Below are 18786 nucleotides of genomic sequence, written 5' to 3'. Positions count from 1 at the left end.
CTGTCAGGGCAGCGCGCCCGGCGTGATCAGGCCCGTCTCGTACGCGAGGACGACGGCCTGGACCCGGTCGCGCAGGCCGAGCTTCGTGAGCACGTTGCCGACGTGGGTCTTGACGGTCGTCTCGCTGACCACCAGTTCGGCGGCGATCTCGGCGTTGGACATGCCCTTGGCGATCAGGCGGAGGACCTCGAGCTCCCGCTCGGTCAGCCGATCGACCCGGGCCGGGGTCGTCTGCTGGTGCGCGGAGGGCAGCCGCGTCGCGAAGCGGTCGAGCAGGCGGCGCGTGACGCTCGGGGCGACGATCGCGTCGCCCGCCGCGACGACCCTGATGGCCTGCACGAGCTCGTCCGGCGGGACGTCCTTGAGCAGGAAGCCGCTCGCGCCGGCCCGCAGCGCCTCCACGATGTACTCGTCGAGGTCGAACGTGGTCAGCACGAGCACCTTCGGCACATGGACGCTCGGCGCCGCCTCCCGCACGATGCGGCGGGTCGCCTCGATGCCGTCCATGCCGGGCATGCGGACGTCCATGAGGACGACGTCCGGCAGGAGGGCGCGCGACTGGTCCATGGCCGTCGCCCCGTCCCCGGCCTCCCCGACGACGGTGACGTCCTTCTCCGCCTCGAGGATGAAGCGGAAACCCGTGCGCAGCAGTGGCTGGTCGTCCACCAGCAGGACGCGGATCGTCATGATCCGTCCTTCGGTGGTGCGGGGTGCCGGAGGGAGGGGGTCACCCTGTTCGTCATGGTCTGTCCTTGAGGGGGAATCGAGCCCGGACCTCGAATCCGCCACCGTCGCGGGGGCCGATCCTCAGGACTCCACCATAGAGGGCCACCCGCTCCTTGATGCCGACGAGGCCGTGCCCCGTCCCGTTGGACGGCTGGGCGAGCTCCGCCGCCGCGCCCCTGCCGTCGTCCTCGACGTGGACCGTCAGCTCCCCGGCCTCCTGGCGTACGGTGACCCAGGCGCGGGCGGTGGGCCCGGCGTGGCGGAGGCTGTTGGTGAGCGCCTCCTGGATGAGACGGTAGGCGGCCAGGTCGAGGCCCGGGGGCAGCCCGAGCCGCTCGCCCTCGACCCAGAGCTGGGTGCGCAGGCCCGCCTCCCGCATCTGCTCGACCAGCGTGGGGAGGTCGTGCATGCCCGGCTGCGGCTCGCGCTCGGCCGGACCGTCGGTGCGCAGCACGCCGACGATGTTGCGCATCTCCGCCATCGCGGTGCGTCCCATCTCCTCGATCGCGGTGAGCGCGTCGCGCGCCACGTCGGGGTCGGAGTCGAGCATCCTGCGCGCGGCGGAGGCCTGGACGGTCATGACGCTGACGTGGTGGGCGACCACGTCGTGCAGCTCGCGCGCGATGCGCGAGCGCTCTTCGGCCCGGGCGGCACGCGTGTCGGCCTCCCGGGCCCGCTCCAGCCGGTCGGCCCGCTGGGTCAGCTCCGCCAGATAGGCACGGCGCAGCCGCACACTCCGCCCGATGACCCAGCACAGGGTCATCACCACGAAGATCACCAGCTGGTCCATCCACGTCACGGGCTGGGACCCGATGGCGACGTTGACGGCGGATGTGATGACGAAGACGGCGACCGCCGCGAGACTCAGCGCGAGGCCCCGGTAGGCCGCCACCGTGTAGAGCAGGACGAGCCCGCCGATGCCGCCGAGCCCGGCGTTGTAACCGAGCGCGTTCAGCACCGCCTCCGGCACGCCGGTCAGCACGAGCAGCACGAACGGCCACCGTCGCCGGAACGCCACCGGGAGCGTGGACAGGGCCGCGGCGAACAGGTTGAACCAGTCGGGGTCGCGCACGGGCGCGAAGGACGTGCCCTGCCAGTTCGTGAGGCCCGCGGGATTCGTCAGCAGGATGAACAGCAGCGAGGCCGCCGTCAGCACCACCGCGATGACCGAGTCGCTGATCGGAGGAAGAGCTCGGATCAAGGACCGCGGCTTCACGGGGGTGGTGCGCACGTATCAAATTTAGGTCGTGCCGGGACGGAGCAACCCTGCGCGCGGCGGATATCGGCCTCCTTCGCACGGAGGAGACGCGCATCACGGCCCGGACGGCGGGCCGCCCCGCTCCCGTCCGCCGCGGCGGACCGGCTCACAACTCGTCGGTGGCGGACCGCGCCCTGCCGCGTGCCCGCGACCTCGTGCTGGGCCGATGGTCGGGCACGGGCGGCGGAGTGCCGCCGAACTCGGGGCACAGCGCCTGGTGGTCGCACCAGTCGCACAGGCGCGAGGGACGGTGCCGCCACTCCTTGGTGCGGACGGCCCGCTCGATCGCCTCCCACAGCGCCTGCACCTTGCGCTCGGTGGCGCGCAGGTCGGCCTCGTCCGGCGTGTAGCGCAGGATCTCCCCGTTGCCGAGGTACATCAGCTGGAGCATCCTCGGCACGGTCCCGTTGAGCCGCCACAGGGCCAGCGCGTAGAACTTCATCTGGAACAGCGCCTTGGCCTCGAAGTCGCGCCGGGGCGCCGTGCCCGTCTTGTAGTCGACCACGCGGATCTCGCCGGTGGGCGCCACGTCCAGGCGGTCGATGTAGCCCCGCAGCAGCAGGCCGCTCTCGAGCACGGTCTCCACGTACATCTCACGTTCGGCGGGCTCGAGCAGCCGCGGGTCCTCGAGCGTGAAGTAGCGCTCGACCATTGTCCTGGCCTGCGCGAGCCACTGGTCGCGCTCCTCGTCGGTCTCGAACAGCGCGGCGTAATCCGGCTCCTCCGTGAGCAGGCGCTCCCACTGTGGCTCCAGGAGGTCCTGCGCGGCCGCTGTGGTCCTCGCCTCGGACGGCAGGTCGTACAGCCGCTCGAGCACCGCGTGGACGAGCGTGCCGCGCACCGCCGCGGGGGACGGCCGCTCGGGGAGCTGGTCGATCACCCTGAACCGGTAGAGCAGCGGGCAGGTCATGAAATCACCGGCACGAGAGGGGGACAGGGCGCCGATGATCGAGCGCTCTTCGGCGAGGGTCATGCCCGCACTGTAGGCCACGCGGCCGACAACCACGGAGCCCACAACCACGGAGCCGGTGAGCGGGAGCCGGGAGAGGGGTGACCGGAATCGGGCGCCGGGGAGCGCGGGGTGTGGGACCGGAGACGACGCGAGGTGCGGCACGGGTACGCGAAGCGCGCGTGAACTCATAGGCTGATCTCACCTCGGCGGCGCGTAGCATCGAGGTCGAGGAGATAAGGCGGCCAACATGAGTACACCTGCCAACCAGTCCCCGGGATTTCGGATTGGTAGCCCCTTCGGCATTCCGGTGTACGTGTCGCCGACCTGGCTGATCGTCGCGGCCTTCATCACCTACGCTTCCCAGCCGGTCTTCGCCAGGAGCCTGCCCGAGTACGGGGTCGTCGGCAGCTACGTGGTGGGTTTGGTCTTCGCCGTCCTGCTCTACGCCTCGGTCCTGCTGCACGAACTGGCCCACTGCGTCGTGGCGAAGTACTACGGCCTGCCGGTCCGACGGATCACCCTCTACATGCTCGGAGGCGTCTCGGAGATCGAGCGTGAGCCTGAGACGGCGGGGCGCGAGTTCAACATCGCGTTCGCCGGCCCCCTGCTCTCGCTGGGCCTCGCGGTGATCGGCTACGCGGTGTCCGCGGCCCTGTTCGTCGAGGGGTCGATCAACCCCCTGTACATGGCGACGCATCCACCGGACGGGCTCATCCCCGTGCTGGTCTGGCAGCTCTGGACGTCGAACCTGATCGTGGGCATCTTCAACCTGCTGCCGGGCCTGCCGCTCGACGGCGGCAGGCTGCTGCGGGCCGGAGTCTGGAAGATCACCAGGGACGCGATCCGGGGCACCGTCGCCGCCGCCTGGGTGGGCCGCACCGTGGCCGTGATCATCGTGGTCGTCCCGCTGCTGCTCTACGTGATGGCGGGGCAGCAGCCCGACCTGGGCAACACCCTGTGGTCGATCCTCCTCGCGTCCTTCATCTGGATCGGCGCGTCCCAGTCGCTCAAGGTCGCCCGGGTGCGCACCAGGCTGCCGCACCTGCGGGCGCGGGTCCTCGCGCGCAGGGCCCTGCCCGTGACCGCCGAGGTCCCGCTGTCTGAGGCGCTCCGCCGTGCGGGCGACGCCGGAGCGGGCGCGATGATCGTGGTCGACCACGACGGGCGTCCGGTCGGGATCGTCAACGAGGCGGCCATCAACGCCACCCCGGAACAGCGCAGGCCGTGGGTCAACGTGGGCTCCCTGTCGCGCACGCTCGAGCCGTCGCTGGTCCTGGGGGCCGATCTCGAGGGCGAGTCCCTGCTCGACGCCATGCGCGGCACCCCCGCGGCGGAGTATCTGCTGGTCGAGCAGGGTGGCGAGATCTACGGCGTGCTGTCCACGGCTGATGTCAACCGTGTGTTCACCGGGGTCTGACGGCCCGGGAGTGAGGTCCCGCCGTCACGGCCGACTGGCCCCCGGGTCCGTTCTGCCCACAGGTCTGGGCGGCGTAGATTCAGGAACGGCGTTCACCATTGGTTTGCTACGTTCTGGGATGATCGATCCGGTGCCATCAGCCGCCGCGTTCCGTTTCCCGTGGGTCGCCCCACGGGCCGGATGCCGCGACGACGGCCGGTGGGCCGGGCCGGGTACCGATGGTCAGGTGGCGATTCCGGGGTATCCGGGAGGGAGAGTTCTGTGACGGAACAGGGCGTGGGCTTGATCCGCCCGATGCCGGGAGATGGCGTTGTCGCCCATCTGAACGGCCTGCTGCTCGTCTGTGCCGCGGCCGAGCAGGAGGTGGGGGAGTTCCTGGCGGCGCTGCGGGAGACCGCGGCGACGGGCGGGGACGGCCGGGCCCTGGCCCGCCGGGTGGCCCAGGTCCTCGCCAGGGCGATGGACAGGTCGATCGCGGGGGAGCCGGTCCCCTGCGCAGTCGCGGGTCCCGCGGGGGGCGGCGTCGCCGTCCTCGTCAGCGGAGCCGCGACGGCCACCGTGTCCGGAGGGCCGGACGGAGACGTCTACCTTGCCGGCCGGGAGGCGCTCACGTGGACCGATCGGCTCATCGCCGGTCCGGTAGCCAAGATCGAACTCAGGCTTCCCGGCGCCGGGCAGGCCAGCCCCTTCGCCAGGCTCGACAGCGGCGTGGTGCCCGGGGCCGGCATCGAGCTGGATCTCACCCAGCGCGGCGACTCCGCGGTGGTCCCGCCGCTGCCGCAGCGGACGCCGCATCTGTCCGCCCCGCCCCCGCAGGCGCCACCCCACATGCCGCCGCCCCACCTCCAGCCGAATCCGTTCCCGCCGATCGGGCCGCCGGATCCGCTGCCCGCGCGGGAGCCCGTCGTCCCGCCGCCGCTGCCTCCCCTTCCGCCGCTGCCCCCGGGCCCTCCGTCGGGGCCGCCTCCGGAGCCTGTGCCGGGTCCGCAGGGCCAGGGGCCGTCCGGTCCGTCCGGGCCCAGCCCGCTCGACCCCCTGTCGGGTCCCTCACCGATCTCACCGGCGGCCTCGCTGCCTCCCCTTCCTCCGCTGCCAGGACCTTCACCGCTCTCCGACCAGTGGACGCCCCTCGACGGGCCGCGCGAAGAGGGACGGCACGGCCAGCGGTCCGAACTCCGGCACGACGGCCCGCCGAGCGGACCCTTCGACCTGCCCGGGCCCGAGGCCGGCCGCGAGCCGCCCAGGGAGTTCGGCCGGGACATGCCCCGGGACATGCCCCAGGGGCGGGAGGCGCCGCCTCAGGGAATGCAGGACGCCACGCAGTTCGACACCTCTCCCGATCCGGGCTCCGAACCCGGTGCGGGGCCCATGGTCCTCGGCGTCGACTGCAAGAACGACCACTTCAACGACCCGCGCGTGCCGTACTGCGCGGTCTGCGGCATCGCGATCGACCAGCGCTCGGTGATGCCGTACCAGGGGTCGAGGCCGCCGCTCGGGGTGCTCGTGCTCGATGACGGGATGACGCTGCAACTGGACTCCGACTACGTGCTCGGGCGTGATCCCGAGCGGGCCGCGGAGGTGCAGGCGGGCAAGGCCCGTCCGGCCAGGGTGACCAGCCCTGACGGTTCGGTGTCGCGCCGTCACCTGCGGGTCGCCCTGGAGGGCTGGGACGTCAACCTCATCGACCTCGGCTCGGTGAACGGCACCCAGATCCAGCCGCCCGGCGACCCGAACTTCTACGACATCCCTCCGGAGGAGGAGGTGGCGATCCACCCGGGCACGACCGTGCGGGTCGGCGTCTCCCGGACGATGCGCTACGAGGCCCATCGAGGGGCGTGACGCGGACGGCCCGGGGGCGCAGGGCGTTCCCGGGCCGAACGTGCAAGCGGAGCGGTGGGCCTGACGGCCGCGACCCGCCTTCGGGCTTCTAGGGCCGGAGCCGGTCCAGTTCGCCGAGGATGAGCCGTTCCAGGCGTTCCCCGGTGATCCTGGCCGGATAGAGCAGCCGGTGGACGCTCAGGCCGTCGACGAGCGCGAGCAGCCGTTCCGCGACGTCGTCCAGGTCTTCGTCGGTGCGGATCTGCCCGGCCTCGGCGGCCGACTGCAGCAGGCTCACCACCAGGTAGCGCAGGTCGGCGGCCTCACGGCGCTGGACCTCGAGCAGTTCGGGGCTGGTCAGACTGCGCCCCCAGAACCCGATCTCGAGACCGGTCTCCATCGCCCGCTCCTCGTCGAGCGGCACGTTGTCGACGAGGACCTCCCGCAACGCCTCGAGGCCGCCGAGGCCCGACAACTTCCGCGCGAGCCGTTCGGCGATCCGCCGATGGGAGGCCTCCAGCGCCGAGAGCAGGATGTCGTCCTTGTCGGCGAAATAGTGGGTCAGCACGCCGTTGGAGTAGCCGGCCTCCTTGGCGATGGCCCGGGTGGTGGCGGCCTCGATCCCGTCGCGCAGGATGATCCGGCGGGCCGCCGCGACCACCTCGCCGCGGCGCTCCTCATGATTGACGATCTTCGGCATGCGCCCCCCTGTTGTTTTAGTCGGTCGCCCGTCTATTATCCGCACATGTCGGTTGTCACGCTTGGCGTTCACATCGTGGACGTCCTGGCACGTCCGGTGGAGTCCATCCCGGAGGGCCAGGACACGCATCTGGTGGAGCAGATCCGCATCACCGCCGCCGGCGCAGCCGCCGGCACGGCGGTCGACCTGGCGAAGATGGGCGTCCCCGTCGCCTCCCTCGGCGCGGTGGGCGACGACGACCTGGGCGACGTCCTACTCATGATCATGAAGAGGCACGGGGTCGACGTGAGCGGCGTGGTGCGCAAGCCCGGCGAGCAGACCGCCGCCTCCATCCTGCCGATCCGCCCGGACGGAGGCCGCCCGTCGTTCCACGTTCCCGGCGCGAATCTGGGGCTGTCGGTTGCCGATCTCGACCAGGAGCGGATCGCGGGCGCCGAGATCGTGCATCTCGGCGGCATGGACGTGACGTGGGGCCTGCACGACCCGGCGTTCTTCGAGCTCCTGGACAAGATCCGGGAGAACGGGACCGTGGTCACGATGGACCTCCTGTCCAACATGCCCGACCTGATGCCGGCGGTGCGGGCCTTTCTGCCGCACGTCGACTACTTCCTGCCCAACGAGGAGCAGGCGCTCATGCTGACCGGGGCGGACACGCCGGAGGGGGCCGCGTCGGCGCTGCTCGGCGACGGGCTCACGGGCGCTCTCATCACACTGGGCGGGCAGGGCAGCCTGGTCGCCACCTCGTCCGGCCACACGAGCGTCCCCGCGCTCGATGTGCCCGTCGTCGACACCACCGGGTGCGGCGACGCGTACTGCGCGGGATTCGTGGCGGGCCTGCTCGGCGGACGCGACGTCGTCGGCTCCGCCAGGCTCGGAACGGCGGTCGCCGCCCGCGTGGCGGGCGGCCTCGGCTCCGACGCCGGTCTCGACGGGCCCGTCGAGGCGCCCTGACCCCGCCGGCGGGCCGTACGCGCCGCCGTACGCCGCAGGCGGCCTGCCGCGCCTTTCACCGTGAATCACCGCTTCGAAGAGGAGAGCCGTCCCATGAGTGAGTTGTCCCGCGACGTCGCGCCCGGCCACGCGGCCGCGGGTGACGCCTCCCTGCGCGCGCGTGCCGCGAAGGTCATCCCCGGCGGCATGTACGGCCACCTCAACGCGGCGCTGCACGGCGACAAGTACCCGCAGTTCTTCGTCAGGGGCGAAGGCGCCCGCCAGTGGGACGCGGACGGCAAGGAGTACGTCGACCTGATGTGCAGCTGGGGCCCGATGATCGTGGGGCATCGCAACCCCCGGGTCGAGGCCGCCGCCGCCGCGCAGCAGGCGTCGGGCGACTGCCTCAACGGGCCGGGCCCGGTCATGGTCGAACTGGCGGAGCTCCTCGTCGACCTCATCCCGTCGGCCGACTGGGCGATGTTCTCCAAGAATGGCACCGACGCGACGACCCAGGCCCTGATGGTGGCCAGGGCGGCCACCGGAAGGACCAAGGTGCTGGTCGCCCACGGCGCCTACCACGGGGCCGACCCCTGGTGCACGCCCGGCCTTTCCGGCGTGACCCCCAACCAGCGGGCGGACACCATCGAGTTCACCTACAACGACCTCGCGTCCGCCGAGGCCGCGGCGGCACAGGCCGAGGGCGACGTCGCCGCGATTCTCGTCACGCCGTTCAAGCACGACTCGTTCGAGGACCAGGAACCGGCGGAGGTGGAGTTCGCCCGGGGGATCCGCGCCCTCGCGGACCGCCTCGGCGCGGCCCTCGTCATCGACGACGTCCGCGCCGGGTGGCGGCTCGACCTGCGGGGCTCGTGGGAGCCGCTGGGAGTGCGCCCCGACCTGACGGCCTGGAGCAAGGCCATGGCCAACGGCTTCCCGATCGCCGCGGTCACGGGGGCCGAGGCCCTGCGCGCCCCGGCGCAGACGTTGTACTCGACCGGCTCGTTCTGGTTCTCCGCGACCGCGATGGCCGCCGCGACGGCGACGATCGAGATCCTCAGGGAGACCGACGGGGTCGCGCTGATGCACCGGGCGGGTACCCGGCTGCGCGAGGGGCTGGCGGCGCAGGCGGCGTCACACGGGTTCGTCGTGAAGCAGACGGGTCCCGTACAGGTGCCCTGGTTGTCCTTCGAAGGCGACGAGACCCTCGAGAAGGCGATGCACTGGGCCGGGGCCTGCCTGGACGAGGGCGTCTTCCTCCACGCGTGGCACAACTGGTTCCTGTCGACCGCCCACACCGACGCGGAGATCGACCGGGCGCTCCAGGGCACCGACGCCGCCTTCGCCAAGCTCAGGACGGCGTACGGCGCCGACTGACCCCCGTCGTGCGGCGGGCGCGGACCGCGGTCAGCGGGTCCGCGCCCACTGGAGGTCGTCGATCCGCGTGCCGTCGGGGCCGGGGAGCAGGCCCTCGACCAGCAGTTCGCGGGCGAATCCCGCGCGCTCGAGCACCCGGTGCGAGGCGACGTTGTCTGAGGCGGTGCCCGCGACGAGCCTGCGGATCCCCGTGTGCTCGAACGCCCAGGACGCCAGGAGGTCCACCGCCCGGGTCATCACGCCCCGCCCCTGGTACTCCGGCAGGAGGCTGTACCCCACCATGGCCTGGCCCAGCGGGGGTATCACGGCCGTGAGCTGGACATGCCCGGCGAAGGCGCCGGTCTCGGCCCAGCGGATGGCCAGCTCGACCCGGTCGCCGGACAACCACCACATCCCGGCGTACCGGCACCGCATCGCGCTGTCGGCGTAGGACGGCGGCTCCGGCGGGACGCTGAACTTGTACATCTGCGGGTCGGACTGCATGGCGTGGTAGTCGTCGGCGTCGCCGGGCAGAAGCGGCGTCAGCCGTACGACGCCGTCGGTCAGCGAACCCGAGGGGAAGCCGCCCGGGAAGAACGGCAGGAAGGGCTCGATCGGGTCGCCGGGATCGCCCGCCAGCCGGGCGAAGGCGATCGAGTCGTGCCGCACGCCGTCGCCCGTCGCGTATTCCTCGCGCAGCACTCCCTCCCGCGCGAAGCCGGACCGGTACGCCACCAGCTGGCTCGGGATGTTCTCCACGTCGGTGATCAGCCCGATGCGGGGCACGCCCTGGGCGAAGCCCCACTCGGCGAGGGCGCGGACCGCCGCCGTCGCGGCTCCCCGGCCCCGGCCCCACGGGGCCAGCAGGTAGCCGACCTCGCTGTTGCCGAAGCGGTCCGGCGGCTTGAGCAGCGTGGCCCCCAGGACCTCGCCGGTGTCCCGATCGGTGATCACGAACTGGGCGCCGCCCTCGTCCCACACGACCTGCGCCGCCGAGATCCAGTTCAGCGCGTCCTCGCGTCCGTAGTCAGGTGGGACCAGCGGAACGAACCGGACCACCTGCGGGTCGGCGTACACCCGCGCGACGGCGTCGGCGTCCTTCTCTTCGGGGATGCGGAGGACCAGGGAGCCGACCTGGATGACTTCTCGGGGCAACATGCACCATTGCTACCAGCGAGCCAGGGAAGGGGCCAACCTATATCCGGCTCGGGCTCATTCTCGGCCGCGCAGGCCGTCGGTGTGCGGCTCTATCCGCACATATAGTCGTATATCCGGCTCGCGGGCGGCAGTCGCGCCGGCAATGCCCGATAGCCTTTTCACCATGGGTTTTCGCAGGCACGGCCCGTTCCAGGCCGGAGATCAGGTTCAGCTCACCGACACCAAGAACAAGCGGCACACGGTGACGCTCAAAGAGGGCGGCGTCTTCCACACGCACAAGGGGTCGATCCCGCACGACGAGCTGATCGGCAGGCCTGAGGGCTCCGTCGTCCGGTCCTCGGGCGGCACCGACTATCTGGCGTTCCGCCATCTCCTGGCCGACTACGCCCTGTCCATGCCGCGCGGCGCCGCGGTGATCTATCCCAAGGACGCCGCGCAGATCGTCGGCATGGCCGACATCTTCCCCGGCGCCCGTGTGGTCGAGGCCGGAGTCGGCTCGGGGGCGCTGACCTGCTTCCTGCTGCGCGCCGTCGGGCCCGAGGGGTCGGTCACGTCGTACGAGCGCAGGGAGGACTTCGCGGAGGTCGCGACCAAGAACGTGGAGAAGTTCTACGGCGGCCCCGTGGACCAGTGGCGACTGGTCGTGGGCGACTTCGTCGACGCGCTCGACGAGGTGGACGTCGACCGCGTGATCCTCGACATGCTCGCCCCGTGGGAGTGCGTCGACGCCGCCGCCAAGGCCATGACTCCCGGCGGCGTTATTTGCTGTTATGTAGCGACCACTACGCAGATGTCCAGAACCGTGGAAACACTCAGAGAACACGGGAGTTTCACCGAGCCCCACGCGTGGGAGACCTTGGTTCGCGACTGGCATGTCGAGGGCCTCGCCGTACGGCCGGACCACCGCATGGTCGGCCACACCGGGTTCCTCGTAAGCGCCCGTCGCATGGCGGACGGTGTCACGCCCCCGCCACGGCGCCGGCGTCCCGCGAAGGGGGCATATGGGGAGGCTACCGATTGAGGGTGACGATTCAGCTACAAACGGGCAAAGCCCAGTGACACGGGAACATAAGGGTGTGTTCCTTATGCTGCGAGAATAAACGCTCAATTAGGTATCAAACGGCGAACACCCAATGTAACTACACGAACACTGCCCGGCCAGGTTACGTACAGCGCCAAGATAGGTAGGGTCTTGAGTAGTCGTTCTCGACGGGGAAGGAGGTGACGGGGCGTGGCAGCTCGCGACGACGCTGAGGCTCGGGCCGCGCAGCGCGAACGGGAGGTCGCGGATCTCACAACACAGGTCTCCTTCCTCCAGGAGGAGATCACCGCGTTGCGCCGGAAGCTGGCCGAGTCACCCCGGCAGGCCAGGGTCATCGAAGAGCGGCTTCATGAGGTCCAGGCCCAGGTGGCGGCCCTCACGAGCCAGAACGAGCGGCTGGTCTCCACCCTCAAGGAGGCCAGAGACCAGATCGTCGCCCTCAAGGAGGAGGTCGACCGGCTGGCCCAGCCGCCGTCCGGCTTCGGAGTGTTCCTCGAGGCCAGGGGAGACGGCACCATCGAGGTTTTCACGGGCGGCCGGAAGCTGCGGGTCAACGTCAGCCCCGCCGTCGAGGTCGAGTCGCTCAAGCGTGGCCAGGAGGTCATGCTGAACGAGGCGCTCAACGTCGTCGAGGCCCTCGGCTTCGAGGACGTCGGCGAGATCGTCATGCTCAAGGAACTCCTCGAGGACGGGCAGCGCGCGCTCGTCATCTCGCACGCCGACGAGGAGCGCGTGGTGAAGCTGGCCGAGTCCCTCCTCGACCAGCCGATCAGAGCCGGCGACTCCCTCCTGCTCGAGCCCCGTTCCAACTATGTCTACGAGCGGATCCCCAAGTCCGAGGTCGAGGAGCTCGTCCTCGAGGAGGTCCCGGACATCTCCTACGAGGAGATCGGCGGCCTCAGCAGGCAGATCGAGCAGATCAGGGACGCGATCGAGCTGCCCTACCTGCACGCCGACCTGTTCAGGGAGCACAAGCTGCGCCCGCCGAAGGGCGTCCTGCTGTACGGCCCTCCCGGGTGCGGTAAGACGCTGATCGCCAAGGCGGTCGCCAACTCCCTCGCCAAGCAGGTCGCAGAGAAGACCGGCCAGTCCGGCAAGAGCTTCTTCCTCAACATCAAGGGTCCCGAGCTTCTCAACAAGTACGTCGGCGAGACCGAGCGGCACATCCGCCTGGTCTTCCAGCGGGCCAGGGAGAAGGCCTCCGAGGGCACACCGGTGATCGTGTTCTTCGACGAGATGGACTCGATCTTCCGTACCCGCGGCTCCGGCGTCTCCTCCGATGTCGAGAACACCATCGTCCCCCAGCTGCTGTCGGAGATCGACGGCGTCGAGGGCCTGGAGAACGTCATCGTCATCGGCGCCTCCAACCGCGAGGACATGATCGACCCCGCGATCCTGCGGCCCGGCCGTCTGGACGTGAAGATCAAGATCGAGCGGCCGGACGCCGAGGCGGCCAAGGACATCTTCTCGAAGTACATCATCAGCGAGCTCCCGCTCCACGCCGACGACCTGTCCGAGCACGGCGACAGCCGTGAGGGCACGATCGCGGGCATGATCCAGCGGGTCGTCGAGCGGATGTACACCGAGAGCGAGGAGAACCGCTTCCTCGAGGTGACCTACGCCAACGGCGACAAGGAAGTCCTCTACTTCAAGGACTTCAACTCCGGGGCCATGATCCAGAACATCGTGGACCGCGGCAAGAAGATGGCGATCAAGCAGTTCCTCGAGACCGGGCAGAAGGGCCTGCGGATCGCGCATCTGCTGGCGGCCTGCGTGGACGAGTTCTCCGAGAACGAGGACCTGCCCAACACCACCAACCCCGACGACTGGGCCCGCATCTCCGGCAAGAAGGGTGAGCGGATCGTCTACATCCGCACGCTCGTCCAGGGCAAGCAGGGCACGGAGGCCGGCCGGTCGATCGACACGGTGGCCAACACCGGTCAGTACCTCTGAGCACCACCACCTCAGAGGGCGGCGCAGGCACTCGCGCACCTGCCGTCAGCCGGTGACACTCGCGGCGTCACGAGCGGCGCGGTCCCCCAGGGGCCGCGCCGTTTCGCGTCCCGGGGGCCCGGACGGCCCGCCGGTGCCGGCGCCGGACCCGACCGGGCGAAATGCGGTTTTCTCGCCCCGGCCGCTCGTTCCGGTACAAACTCCCTAGGCATCGGTGCCGTAACTGTCTGGCAGCCGGGCATAGAGAAGGGGCTAGGCTCGGGGATATAACGGCGGAACGACAGCCTGAAACAGGCGGGGTGCGCATGACGGTTCGGCGGGTGATGGGCATCGAGACCGAGTACGGCATCGCCGTACCCGGGCAGCCAGGGGCCAACGCGATGGTGACCTCCTCACAGGTCGTCAACGCGTACCTGGCGGCGTCGGCCGCGCGGGCCCGGCGCGCTCGATGGGACTTCGAGGAGGAGAACCCGCTCCGTGACGCCCGTGGGTTCGACCTGGCCCGTGAGGTGGCCGACCAGAGCCAGTTGACCGACGAGGACCTCGGCCTGGCCAACGTCATCCTCACCAACGGCGCGCGGCTCTACGTCGACCACGCCCACCCCGAGTACTCGACCCCCGAGTGCACCAACCCCCGGGCGGCGGTCATCTGGGACAAGGCGGGGGAGCGCGTCATGCACGACGCCGCGGTCCGCGCCTCGGCGATGCCGGGCAACGCCCCCATCCAGCTGTACAAGAACAACACCGACGCCAAGGGCGCCTCATACGGCTGCCACGAGAACTACCTCATGCGCCGGGCCACCCCGTTCGCCGACATCGTCCGCCATCTCACCCCGTTCTTCCTGTCCCGCCAGGTCGTCTGCGGCGCGGGAAAGGTCGGGATCGGGCAGGACTCGCGCGGCGAGGGTTTCCAGATCAGCCAGCGGGCCGACTTCTTCGAGGTGGAGGTCGGCCTCGAGACCACGCTCAAGCGGCCGATCATCAACACGCGTGACGAGCCGCACGCCGACCCGGAGAAGTACCGCCGCCTCCACGTCATCATCGGCGACGCCAATATGTCGGAAATTTCGACGTATCTGAAGCTGGGGACGACGGCCCTCGTCCTGGCGATGATCGAGGACGGCTTCCTCACCAACGACCTGTCGGCGGAGTCGCCGGTCGCGGCGCTGCGCGCCGTGTCCCACGACCCGACCTGCAAGTACGAGATCGCGCTGCGGAACGGCCGCAAGATGACCGCCGTGCAGCTCCAGATGGAGTATCTCGAGCAGGCCCGCAAGTACGTCGAGGACCGCTACGGCTCCAGCGTCGACGAGATGACCAAGGACGTGCTGAACCGCTGGGAGTCGGTGCTGACCCGGCTGGCCGAGGACCCGATGCAGCTGTCCAGAGAGCTCGACTGGGTGGCCAAGCTGGAGCTCCTCGAGGGTTACCGCACCCGCGACAACCTGCCCTGGAGCCACCCGCGCCTGCAGCTCGTCGACCTGCAGTATTCCGACATCCGGCCCGAGCGCGGCCTATACAACCGGCTCGTCGCCCGTGGCCGCATCCAGCGGCTGGTGGCCGAGGACGAGGTCGAGCGCGCGATCGAGATGCCGCCGAACGACACCCGTGCCTACTTCCGCGGCCGCTGCCTGCGCCAGTACAGCGAGTCGGTCGCCGCCGCGTCGTGGGACTCGGTGATCTTCGACATCCCCGGCAGGGAGTCGCTGCAGCGGGTGCCCACCCTGGAGCCCCTCCGCGGCACCAAGGCGCACGTGGGCGACCTGCTCGACCGGTGCAGGACGGCGGCCGACCTCGTGGCCGCGCTGACCGGCGAAGGCTGAGCCCCCGCGCGGCCGGGCCACCCCCGAACCGATGACCACGCGCCTCCTGCTGATCTGTCACGCGTTCACCGCGGCGACGGCGGCCGCGTCCTTCCCCGGGGACGAACCGGTGGAGGAGCGCCGCCTCCACGGCCATTGTGAAGGAAGCCTCGCAGCCCCTTACACGGACGGCCTCGCGCTGCGGGGCCCCGAGCTCCGGTGCGCCCAGACGGCGGACTGGCTGGGGCTTGCGGCCGAGCCCGTCCCGCAGCTGGGCGACTGCGATTTCGGCGGATGGCGTGGCCGCACGCTGGCCGATGTCCAGGCGGCCGACCCCGAGGGCGTGAGCCGCTGGCTCGGCGACCCGACGGCGGCGCCGCACGGCGGGGAGTCCGTCGTCGACGTGGTCGCCCGGGTGGGAGAGTGGCTCGCCGGCCTGGCCGCCGGCCGCGTGGTCGCCGTCACCCACCCGTCCGTGATCCGGGCCGCGGTCGTGCACACGCTCGGGACCTGGCCGGGAGCGTTCTGGCGGATCGACGTCGAGCCGCTGAGCCGGGCAGAACTGACCGGCAGGGGAGGACGCTGGAACCTGCGGCTGGCCGCCGCCGTCTGACGCTCCCCGCCCGCCGACGTCTGTCCGACGCCCCCTCCCGCCGATCATGACGCGGCACACCTGACCCGGCCCCGCGTGGCGGTACGTCGTACACTTCGGGCGGCCGGGCAGGCCCGCGGCGAGTGCCGGGCCGGAAGCCGAGCGGACCCGGCCACAGCCCTACCCGATCGGGGCGAGGACCCCGGGAATGGATCATCCGTGCCGCCGACCCTGCCATCGAGCCCGACACCGGTCAGACCGCCGAGCGGGAGCCGGCGATGAGCGGCGTGCCCCGGCTCGTGATCGCGGCGCCCGGTTCGGGGACGGGCAAGACCACGGTGGCCACCGGCTTGATGGCCGCCCTGGCCGAGCGCGGCCTGCGCGTGTCGCCGCACAAGGTCGGGCCGGACTACATCGACCCCGGCTACCACTCCCTGGCGACCGGCCGGCCGGGGCGCAACCTCGATCCCTGGCTGACCAGTGAGGACCTCGTCGGCCCTCTGTTCCGGCATGGTTCGGCCGGTTCGGACCTCGCCGTCGTCGAGGGTGTCATGGGGCTGTTCGACGGGGTCGCCGCGAGTCCTGGCGGGCCCGGCAGGCACGGCCACTTCGCCTCCACGGCCCACGTCGCCCGGCTGCTGGACGCGCCCGTCGTCCTCGTCGTGGACGCCGCGGGGCAGGGACAGTCGGTGGCCGCCCTCGTCCACGGATTCGCGTCGTACGACACCCGGATCCGGCTCGGCGGAGTCATCCTCAACCGGCTCTCCTCCGACCGGCACGAGGAGATCTGCCGCGGGGCGCTCGAAGACGCCGGAGTCCCCGTTCTCGGAGCGATCAGGAAGGCGGGGGAGATCGAGACGCCGTCCCGCCACCTGGGCCTGATCCCCGTGGCTGAGCGGCGTGCCGAGGCCGTCAGGACCGCCGGGCTGCTCGCCGCCCTGGTCGCCGGGTCCTGCGACCTCGACGCGCTCGTTCGGCTCGCCCGCTCGGCTCCGGCGTCGCCGGGACCGGTCTGGTCGCCGTCCACGGCCGTCACGGAGGGCGGGGCGGAGCCGGAAGGGGACCGGACCAGGATCGCGGTGGCGGGCGGCGCGGCGTTCACGTTCGGCTACGCCGAGAATGTGGAGCTTCTCGAGGCCGCGGGCGCCGAGGTCGTCACCTTCGACCCGTTGCACGACGAGTCGTTGCCTGAGGGGACACGGGGGATCGTCGTGCCCGGTGGTTTCCCCGAGGTGTACGCGAGCGACCTGTCGGCGAACGTGCCGTTGCGCGAACAGGTGGCCGGCTTCGAAGGGCCCATCGCCGCCGAGTGCGCCGGCCTGCTCTATCTGGGGCGGGAGCTCGACGGGCTCCCGATGTGCGGCGTCCTCGACACGACGGCGCGGATGACCTCCAGGCTCACGCTCGGCTACCGCGACGCGGTGGCCGTGACCGACACGGTGCTTACCCGGGAGGGCGAGCGCTTCCGCGGGCACGAGTTCCACCGGACGGTCTGCACCCCGCCGGACAGGCCGGCCTTCCGCTGGCGGGGCGGGGCCGACGGATACGCCAGTGGCCGGGTCCTCGCCTCGTACCTGCACCTGCACTGGGCGGGCAGCCCCCGGCTCGCGGCCCGCTTCGTCGCCGCCGCCCGGCGGGCGACGCACGCGGCGGCCGAATAAATCTACTTTGTAAAGACGGGGGGCATGGGCGACTCGGCCCGGCGGCCGGGCAACGTGGCCGCGATGCCCTCCTTCTTCAGGATCTCCACGAGGAGAGAGGTCGCCTCCTCGGCCGGCATCCGCCGTTCCGGGGCCGCCTGGAGCATGCCGACGAGGATCGGCCGCAGCGGGCCCGCATGGCGGGGCGGGTCCGGCTCGGCGCGGCCCTCGGCGGCGACGAGCGCCTCGACCGGGTAGGGGGGCCTGCCCTCCACCCCGAAGTACAGCGTGGCCCCGAACGACCACAGGTCAGACGTCTCGGCGGGGAGGGCGCCGAGGGCCCGCTCCGGCGCGGCGTACGGCGAGGCGACGGTCGCGGCCTGCGCCGGCGCGTTCTCCGGCGTCGCGAACCCGAATCCCGTCAGCACCACGCGTTCCTCGGTCAGCAGGACCCTGGACGGCCTGATGCCGTCGTGCAGGACCTCGTTCGCGTGGGCGTACCTGATCCCGGCGAGCAGCTGGAAGCCGACCCAGGCGGCCCAGTGGACCGGCAGCCTGGACAGGTGGCGCACCGTCTCCCTCAGCGTGAGGCCGCGCAGGAGCTCGGTCACCATCCAGAGCCTGCCCTGATCCTCCAGGAGGTCGTGAACGGTCACGATCGCCGGATGGGACAGGCGGGCGGCGGCGCGCGCCTCACCGAGCGCGTGGCGCCGTGCAGAGGGCAGGTCGGACTTGTCGATGCTGGCGGGCGGGCGCACCTCCTTGAGCACCACGTCGCGGCTGAGCCGCAGATCGTGAGCCCGCCACATGACGCCGCCGTCCTCCCGGTGGAAAGGCGAGACGAGTCTGTACCGATCCCCGAGCAGTTGTCCTGCTCGATCTGCTTCCATCAGTTCCCCGTCCGCGCTCCAGCCGCCCCCGTGGGCCCGAGAATCCCTGCACATTGTGGTCCGGACGGGCGCCGCCGAACGCCGGAGGACGGCGCTGAGGGCATAACGATCCGATCTACAGCAGGCCGGTGCCGAGATCATTGTGCCTGCTCCCAAGGCTTACTCGCCCCAGCAACCCCCACGTAAACGACCTTGTTCGGCCCGGAGCGCGGGCCGGAGGAGAAAGATCGTGGGGGCTGGCGCGCGAATGTCGTGCGGTTCGGGGAAAATAGAGGAAGAGGGACATCCCCGAGTAGCGGAGGTAGCACCCATGGCGACCAAGGACACCGGCGGTCAGAAGCAGACCGGCCGCCAGGAGAGCGACGTCGAGGAAGTCGAGGCGCAGGCGGCCCCGGACGTCCAGGAGCGTCAGGAGAAGCTCACCGACGACGTCGACGCCATCCTCGACGAGATCGACGAGGTCCTCGAGGAGAACGCGGAGGAGTTCGTGCGGAGCTACGTCCAGAAGGGCGGGGAGTAGAAGCGGGTCCCGTGACGGGCGCCCGCCGGACG

At 71.0% G+C, this 18786-nt stretch carries 16 protein-coding genes; 10 read left to right on the top strand and 6 right to left on the bottom strand.

Features of this window, described 5'->3' with window-relative positions:
• Positions 1-3: 3 nt before the first annotated feature.
• The 3 genes from Pka01_RS36800 to Pka01_RS36790 all read right to left on the bottom strand — a co-directional run bounded on the left by Pka01_RS36800 (position 4) and on the right by Pka01_RS36790 (position 2957).
• Positions 4-687, bottom strand: coding sequence for a response regulator (locus Pka01_RS36800; protein ID WP_203887616.1), 684 nt, complete (start codon positions 685-687; stop codon positions 4-6).
• Positions 688-739: 52 nt separating this feature from the next.
• Positions 740-1957, bottom strand: coding sequence for a sensor histidine kinase (locus Pka01_RS36795; RefSeq protein WP_203887615.1), 1218 nt, complete (start codon positions 1955-1957; stop codon positions 740-742).
• A 133-nt stretch (positions 1958-2090) separates the two neighbouring features.
• Positions 2091-2957 carry a RecB family exonuclease gene (locus Pka01_RS36790; RefSeq protein WP_203887614.1) on the bottom strand — a complete coding sequence of 289 codons (867 nt, stop codon included), beginning with the start codon at positions 2955-2957 and terminating at the stop codon, positions 2091-2093.
• 226 nt (positions 2958-3183) lie between these two features.
• Here Pka01_RS36790 and Pka01_RS36785 point away from each other — a divergent pair, with 226 nt between their 5' ends.
• Positions 3184-4353: a site-2 protease family protein gene (locus tag Pka01_RS36785; protein ID WP_203887613.1), complete on the top strand. Its 1170-nt coding sequence runs from the start codon at positions 3184-3186 to the stop codon at positions 4351-4353.
• Positions 4354-4614: 261 nt separating this feature from the next.
• Positions 4615-6192, top strand: coding sequence for an FHA domain-containing protein (locus tag Pka01_RS41425; RefSeq protein ID WP_203887612.1), 1578 nt, complete (start codon positions 4615-4617; stop codon positions 6190-6192).
• A gap of 88 nt (positions 6193-6280) precedes the next feature.
• On the opposite strand, the gene Pka01_RS36775 is transcribed toward Pka01_RS41425, so the two are convergent.
• Entirely contained in the window at positions 6281-6871 is a 591-nt protein-coding gene (locus Pka01_RS36775; protein WP_203887611.1) for a TetR/AcrR family transcriptional regulator, read from the bottom strand.
• A gap of 45 nt (positions 6872-6916) precedes the next feature.
• On the opposite strand from Pka01_RS36775, the gene Pka01_RS36770 reads away from it, so the two are divergent.
• Positions 6917-7822: a carbohydrate kinase family protein gene (locus Pka01_RS36770; protein ID WP_203887610.1), complete on the top strand. Its 906-nt coding sequence runs from the start codon at positions 6917-6919 to the stop codon at positions 7820-7822.
• 93 nt (positions 7823-7915) lie between these two features.
• Positions 7916-9178: an aminotransferase class III-fold pyridoxal phosphate-dependent enzyme gene (locus tag Pka01_RS36765; RefSeq protein WP_203887609.1), complete on the top strand. Its 1263-nt coding sequence runs from the start codon at positions 7916-7918 to the stop codon at positions 9176-9178.
• A gap of 30 nt (positions 9179-9208) precedes the next feature.
• Here the strand turns inward: Pka01_RS36765 and Pka01_RS36760 are convergent, their stop codons facing one another.
• Positions 9209-10315, bottom strand: a complete 1107-nt coding sequence (locus Pka01_RS36760; RefSeq protein ID WP_203887608.1) for a GNAT family N-acetyltransferase — start codon at positions 10313-10315, stop codon at positions 9209-9211.
• Between the two features lie 163 nt (positions 10316-10478).
• Between Pka01_RS36760 and Pka01_RS36755 the strand changes: the two genes are divergently transcribed.
• The 5 genes from Pka01_RS36755 (at position 10479) to Pka01_RS36735 (ending at position 17365) form a co-directional block, all read left to right on the top strand.
• Positions 10479-11336: a tRNA (adenine-N1)-methyltransferase gene (locus tag Pka01_RS36755; protein ID WP_203887607.1), complete on the top strand. Its 858-nt coding sequence runs from the start codon at positions 10479-10481 to the stop codon at positions 11334-11336.
• A 210-nt stretch (positions 11337-11546) separates the two neighbouring features.
• Entirely contained in the window at positions 11547-13310 is a 1764-nt protein-coding gene (arc, locus tag Pka01_RS36750; RefSeq protein ID WP_203887606.1) for a proteasome ATPase, read from the top strand.
• 305 nt (positions 13311-13615) lie between these two features.
• On the top strand, positions 13616-15133 hold the full coding sequence (gene dop / locus Pka01_RS36745) for a depupylase/deamidase Dop (protein WP_203887605.1): 1518 nt from the start codon (positions 13616-13618) through the stop codon (positions 15131-15133).
• A gap of 31 nt (positions 15134-15164) precedes the next feature.
• The gene (locus tag Pka01_RS36740; protein ID WP_203887604.1) at positions 15165-15725 is read left to right on the top strand and encodes a histidine phosphatase family protein; all 561 of its coding nucleotides are present in this window, start codon (positions 15165-15167) and stop codon (positions 15723-15725) included.
• A 257-nt stretch (positions 15726-15982) separates the two neighbouring features.
• On the top strand, positions 15983-17365 hold the full coding sequence (locus Pka01_RS36735) for a cobyrinic acid a,c-diamide synthase CobB (protein ID WP_203887603.1): 1383 nt from the start codon (positions 15983-15985) through the stop codon (positions 17363-17365).
• A gap of 2 nt (positions 17366-17367) precedes the next feature.
• Here the strand turns inward: Pka01_RS36735 and Pka01_RS36730 are convergent, their stop codons facing one another.
• Positions 17368-18234: a serine/threonine-protein kinase gene (locus Pka01_RS36730; protein WP_203887602.1), complete on the bottom strand. Its 867-nt coding sequence runs from the start codon at positions 18232-18234 to the stop codon at positions 17368-17370.
• A 310-nt stretch (positions 18235-18544) separates the two neighbouring features.
• Here Pka01_RS36730 and Pka01_RS36725 point away from each other — a divergent pair, with 310 nt between their 5' ends.
• Complete coding sequence (locus tag Pka01_RS36725; RefSeq protein WP_203887601.1) at positions 18545-18754, top strand: ubiquitin-like protein Pup; 210 nt, start codon at positions 18545-18547, stop codon at positions 18752-18754.
• Positions 18755-18786: the final 32 nt, after the last annotated feature.

It is taken from the genome of Planotetraspora kaengkrachanensis (genome assembly GCF_016862895.1).
In the GTDB taxonomy this organism is placed as follows: domain Bacteria; phylum Actinomycetota; class Actinomycetes; order Streptosporangiales; family Streptosporangiaceae; genus Planotetraspora; species Planotetraspora kaengkrachanensis.
The sequence above is the reverse complement of the archived record's forward strand: the minus strand, read 5'-3'. Positions and strand labels throughout refer to the sequence as shown.